Annotated in this window: 5 protein-coding genes; all 5 read right to left on the bottom strand. The window is 63.3% G+C overall.

Going from position 1 to position 4,840, the window contains the following annotated elements; all coding sequences use genetic code 11:
• Window positions 1-56: 56 nt before the first annotated feature.
• A complete protein-coding gene (locus F600_RS0125755; protein WP_018163559.1) occupies window positions 57-608 on the bottom strand; it encodes a hypothetical protein in 552 nt (183 codons plus the stop codon).
• A 262-nt stretch (window positions 609-870) separates the two neighbouring features.
• Window positions 871-2,115 carry a glycosyltransferase gene (locus tag F600_RS0125750; RefSeq protein WP_018163558.1) on the bottom strand — a complete coding sequence of 415 codons (1,245 nt, stop codon included), beginning with the start codon at window positions 2,113-2,115 and terminating at the stop codon, window positions 871-873.
• The gene (locus F600_RS0125745; RefSeq protein WP_026306961.1) at window positions 2,112-2,759 is read right to left on the bottom strand and encodes a TetR/AcrR family transcriptional regulator; all 648 of its coding nucleotides are present in this window, start codon (window positions 2,757-2,759) and stop codon (window positions 2,112-2,114) included. Before F600_RS0125745 ends, F600_RS0125750 begins: the two co-directional genes overlap by 4 nt.
• 20 nt (window positions 2,760-2,779) lie before the next feature.
• The gene (locus F600_RS29875) at window positions 2,780-4,150 is read right to left on the bottom strand and encodes an HNH endonuclease signature motif containing protein (RefSeq protein WP_018163556.1); all 1,371 of its coding nucleotides are present in this window, start codon (window positions 4,148-4,150) and stop codon (window positions 2,780-2,782) included.
• A gap of 85 nt (window positions 4,151-4,235) precedes the next feature.
• Window positions 4,236-4,610, bottom strand: a complete 375-nt coding sequence (locus F600_RS0125735; protein ID WP_081629032.1) for an SgcJ/EcaC family oxidoreductase — start codon at window positions 4,608-4,610, stop codon at window positions 4,236-4,238.
• Window positions 4,611-4,840: the final 230 nt, after the last annotated feature.

Below are 4,840 nucleotides of genomic sequence, written 5' to 3'. Positions count from 1 at the left end.
CCGCCTGGACCACGATCTTCCGCGATCACCGCGGAATATCGTGGTCCAGGTCAGTCCTAATTGCAGCTGACGTTCTTGTCGTCGCCATATGCAATCGCGCTGCACACGCCGTTGGAGGTTGCGGTGTTGTTGTTCCCGTAACCGGCATCGGCATATCCGCCACCGACGTTTGCGGTTGCGGTGTTGTTGTCTCCGCTGGCAGCGACGGCAGTCGCGTGGTCGCCCGTGGAGGTTGCGGTGTTGTTGTTTCCGATACCAGCGACGGCAAGTGCGACGGGTCCCGTGGCGGTCGCGGTGTTGTTGCTGCCGAGTCCGGCTTCGGCGTAGGCGTAGCTCCCGGACGCGGTTGCCTTGTTGCTTGTTCCCGTCACCGCCTTGGCTTCGGCGTTCGGTCCTGACGCGATGGCAAGGTTGCCTTTGCCGTCTGCGGAGCATTGCGCGGAGCCGAATTTGGCTTTGAGGTGGGTGGTGCCGTTGGCGTAGCAGTGGTTGTACTGGATGGGCGGCGCGGCGGACGCGATGGGAGTGCTGATTGCGCCGATGACAACTGTGGCAATGGGTGCAGCGAGGATAAGTGTGGCGAGGCGACGAATTGTCGTGATCTTCACGAGGTGGCTTCCTTGGCGGTCGGGGTCCGTATCGGACGTATCCGCATTCGTGGGAATGTCCGATTCTACGAGCCTAGTGAGTCGATCGCGTGCCCTCTGCTTATTGCCGAACGATTGCTGTCTGCGGTGCGGACGCCCAGATTTCTGTCGGAGCGAGTCGCCCGTGCTCCGAACCGCCGCCCAGCCGTGTCGTATCCGTGGTGCGGAACGAACTGTGGCCTTCGAATCGGCGTCGAACGTGCCGGAATATCGTGCTCCAGGTTCAGTAAGCCAGGTTCGAGATCAGCCTTACCGCGTTCCCGACGCCGTCCTCGGCGGCCAGTCGTTCGCCGACCGATCCCGCGGACGCGCGATAGGTCACATTCGAGACTGCCTCGGCAATCGCGTCCGCGAGCGAGTCGACGGTCAGTTCTCGGCGGGGGACCGGTGCGGTGCCGGCGCCGAGTTCATGGAGGCGTTTGGCCCAGAAGGGTTGATCCATGATTCCCGGGGTCGGAACCGAGGGGACGCCCGCGCGCAGTGCGGCTGCGGTGGTGCCCGCGCCGCAATGGTGCACGACTGCCGCGCATCGTGAAAACAGCCACTCGTGCGGAGCGTCGTCGATGGTGAGAACGTCGTCGCCATCGGCATGGAGCCGCGCCCAGCCCGACTGCACGACCGTGCGCACACTCGACTTTCGGACGGCTGCCGAAATCGTCTCGCTGAGCTGGTCGCCGTTGTTCGTCGCGGTCGATCCCAACCCGACGAACACCGGCGCGGGTCCATCGTCCAGGAACGCCGTCAACTCTGCCGACGGCTGCCAATCCGGATCGACCGGCGGCCACCAGTAGCCGGTGATGTGGACGTTCTCGCGCCAGCCCTGCGGACGGGGAACGACGAACTCGCTGAAGCCGTTGAGGATGGCCCACTGTGCATCGCGCTCTTTCTGAAACTGCAATGTCGTTGCGGGAAGCCCTAGTTCGGCACGCAAGTCGTTGATGAGTGGCAAATACACCTTGTCGCCGAGAGCGCCCATCTTCCAGAGCGCGTGATTCCCGAGCCGGCCGAGCGAGCGCGTCCCGAGGGGTGGGGGCGGGAAGTCGCCCGTGCGGGCGAGAGGTTGCAGGAACGCTCCCACACTCGGTATCTTGAGCCCCTGAGCGATGTGGTACCCGAACAGAGAACTGACCGGACTTGCCGCAATGAGTAGGTCGGCGTCCTTCGCCACCTCGGCCATCGCCGGTCCTACTCCGCGAAGCTGGTCGACCATGTCGGCAAGCGCGTTTCGCGACGGCTTCATCCGGCCGCCATTGATGAGGTCCTGCGCGCTGGCGGAGTTTCGGGTCTCTTCCTCGGTGTCCCGCGGGAGGTGCCGGAACTCGAGCCCGGCATGGGTGACGAGGTCGCGGTAGGGCTCTTGCGCGGCGACGGCGACGGAGAACCCGGCGGCGGCGAGTGCGGTGCCCAGCCCAGTGACAGGTGCGACGTCACCTCTTGTCCCAAAGGCGAGAATGACGATCTTGCTCATGGGGGCCTCCGGACCGCTCGGGTGAAGATTTCGACGAGTTCTTCGCCGTAGGCACGGACGTCGTAGTCGTGATCGCGGGCGAGTTCGGAGACAGCTCCGTCCAGTGCGGCGCGCAGCGCATTGCGAAGCCGCAGCGGTGACCTGTCGGGGTCGAACTCGCCGGTTTCGATGCCAAGCTCGAAAACTGATTTCGGATCGAGCATCGCCATCTCGGGCGGCGGGGGTGTCGTCGACGCTTGCGCGGCAACGGCCTGATCGAATCGCAGACCCTCCGGTGTCCGGTACATGCTGACGATCTCGAACATGGCGACCGCACGAACTCGGTTTTCGTGAATGAACTCGCAGTTCGACCGGATGTAGGCATGCAGCTTTCCGGTGGCTGTCTCGTGGGCCATCATCGCCGGGATCATCGTTGTCGCACCCGCGATCATGACGTCCTCGACGATCGCCGCGACCAGGGCATCCTTCGTCTTGAAGTGGTACAGCACAACACCTTTCGCCACTCCAATCCGTTCGGCGATCCGCGCGATCGACGTGTTGGGATAGCCGATTTCGGCAATCAGGTCGCAGGCGGCCGACAGCAACTGGGCGCGGCGGGCGCGCTCAGTGAATGTCTGACCACTCGGACTATCTTTTGACCGCATGGTCAGATTGTAGCAAACCGTCAGAACGGCGGTGGGTCGTCGTCGCGGCCCCACTGTGCTTCGCGGTCGCGCTTGTTGAGCGTGCGGTCCGCTGCGGTTCGCTTCGCTCGTCCTTGCATCCGGGTTTGCCGTTTGGGTGCGGGTGGGTCGGGTTCGAGGAGTGCGAGTGGCCCGGTCGCGGGGATCGGGTATTCGAACCCGAGTGGACTGATCAGAGTCAACGTTTGGACGAGTCGCCAACCACCGAAGGTCTTGCCGCGGTGGTGCTTGCGGCAGAACGGTCCGAGGTTGAACACGCTCGTGTTTTTGCTGGTGGCGTGTGGGTCGCGGTGGTCGAGATCGGATTCCCACGCGGGTCGGTCGCAGCCGGGGAACTGGCACGTGCCGTGCAGGGCACGGACCCAGTCGGCGAGGGACTTCGAGGGCCGGTAGTTGTCTTCCTTTCCGGTGGGTGTTTTGAGGTCGCGGATGATGGCGTCGCGGGCGAGTTCGCGTAGGTGGTCGGCGTCGATGACACCGAAGCCGTCGATCCAGCCGGGTTCGTTGCTGGTGCCGTTGAGGGTTGCGGTGGTGCCGAACGCGTGCACGAGGGGCCGGCGCGGGGTGCCGGCGATCCCGGCTTTGAAGGCACAGTCCGGGTTCTGGCATTGGCAGTCCAGGTCCGCGCGACCGTGTACGAGCGCCATCAACGCATCGGCTCGTCGTGCCTGGAACGGGCGGGGGTCGTCAGTGCAGACGCGTTTGGCCATTTCCCCGAGTCGGTTGGTGAGGAACATGGCGTCTTCGGCGGCGAGGGAGCCGGAGAGTTCGGCCATGCCGTCGGAGCCGTTGCCGATCCAGACGTGCCGGTCCTGCTTTTTCTGTTCCCGGCGTCGTTTCATGCCGTCGGGGTCGACGGCGGCGATGGCGCGGTTGATGGCGTTGCGGAGCCGTCCACCCGACAGGGGTGCTTTGCCGTCGAGCCCGGCCTTGAGGACACGTCGTTCGATTTCTTTGATGTGTTCGTCGGACACCCCGGCGGTGGCGTCGGCGATTTTCTGGACCCGGGCAATATCCAACTCGCCGCGGGAGAACGCGTCCCACACGTTCGGCAGGCGGCGGGACAGGGTTACGCCGAGGCTGATCAACGAGGAGGCGTGGTACGGGGTGATGACCAACGCGGGTCCGAGTTCGGCTTCGAGCGCGTCCCAGGGGTCGATGGAGCTGTACTCATCGTTGAGTGCGGCGATGTCTTCGAAGCGTGAGAACAGTTCCGAAACATAGGCGTGTTTGCGTGCGGAGACGGCGGATTCGAATCGGTGCAGGGTGGCGACGGTGCCCACGAGATGGTCGGTGGATAGGTAGGGGTCGGGCAGAGCCGCATCAAGCTCGCCTATCAAACGGTCGAACATGACTCGATCATATGTTCGAACTCTGACAAGTAAGTGCCCCTACCTGCGGAAATGAACAATCTTGCGGTAGTTCGGCCAAAGATTTTCAGACTGGCTTCGGCAGAAACGCGATCAGTCGGCTCTCGACGATGTGCGACTTCTTGCCTGAACGGACGAGGGCAGTGAGATGCAGCGGTGGGAACCCGGTGATGATCTGAGTTGCGTCGACCAGGCTGAGGTGGCAGGCCAACTGGCGAACCGTCTCTATGGAGATGGTCGTCGTCGTATTGGCGAGCATGCCCTGAAACAGTTGCTCGTACTCGCGAGCGATCATTGCTCGGCTGGCGTAGTGGTGCCCGTAGGGGCCGATGAATTCGTCGTGCTTGGTGTAGCACTGAGCGATGCCGTTCGCGTCGACGCGATTCCATGCGTCGCACATGTCGCTCATGAGCGAATCGATGGGGTTGGCAACTGTTGTCATGGTGGACCTCCGCCTTTCATGCGTTCAGCATCCGCGGTGGTGGTGGTTGTTGCTCTTGCTGTTGCAGAACGGGAAAGCGGTGTCGCCGAACACTGCCGGAGGGCCGGAATGTAGATGAGCCTGATCAAGAGATTCCGGTGGCTTCGGTGTTCGGTCATGACTACGTCCGTCCTGTGACGCCGAAAAGGGGCAGTTGAACAGGGGCTATTTTTGGAATACACCCCATCGCG

The organism is Smaragdicoccus niigatensis DSM 44881 = NBRC 103563, assembly GCF_000380645.1.
Classification (GTDB): domain Bacteria; phylum Actinomycetota; class Actinomycetes; order Mycobacteriales; family Mycobacteriaceae; genus Smaragdicoccus; species Smaragdicoccus niigatensis.
The sequence above is the reverse complement of the archived record's forward strand: the minus strand, read 5'-3'. Positions and strand labels throughout refer to the sequence as shown.

Excerpts from the sequence above, each read along its gene's own strand:
- F600_RS0125750 (WP_018163558.1), bottom strand. The coding sequence starts at position 2,115 with ATGAGCAAGATCGTCATTCTCGCCTTTGGGACAAGAGGTGACGTCGCA.
- F600_RS0125745 (WP_026306961.1), bottom strand. The coding sequence starts at position 2,759 with ATGCGGTCAAAAGATAGTCCGAGTGGTCAGACATTCACTGAGCGCGCC.
- F600_RS29875 (WP_018163556.1), bottom strand. The coding sequence starts at position 4,150 with ATGTTCGACCGTTTGATAGGCGAGCTTGATGCGGCTCTGCCCGACCCC.
- F600_RS0125735 (WP_081629032.1), bottom strand. The coding sequence starts at position 4,610 with ATGACAACAGTTGCCAACCCCATCGATTCGCTCATGAGCGACATGTGC.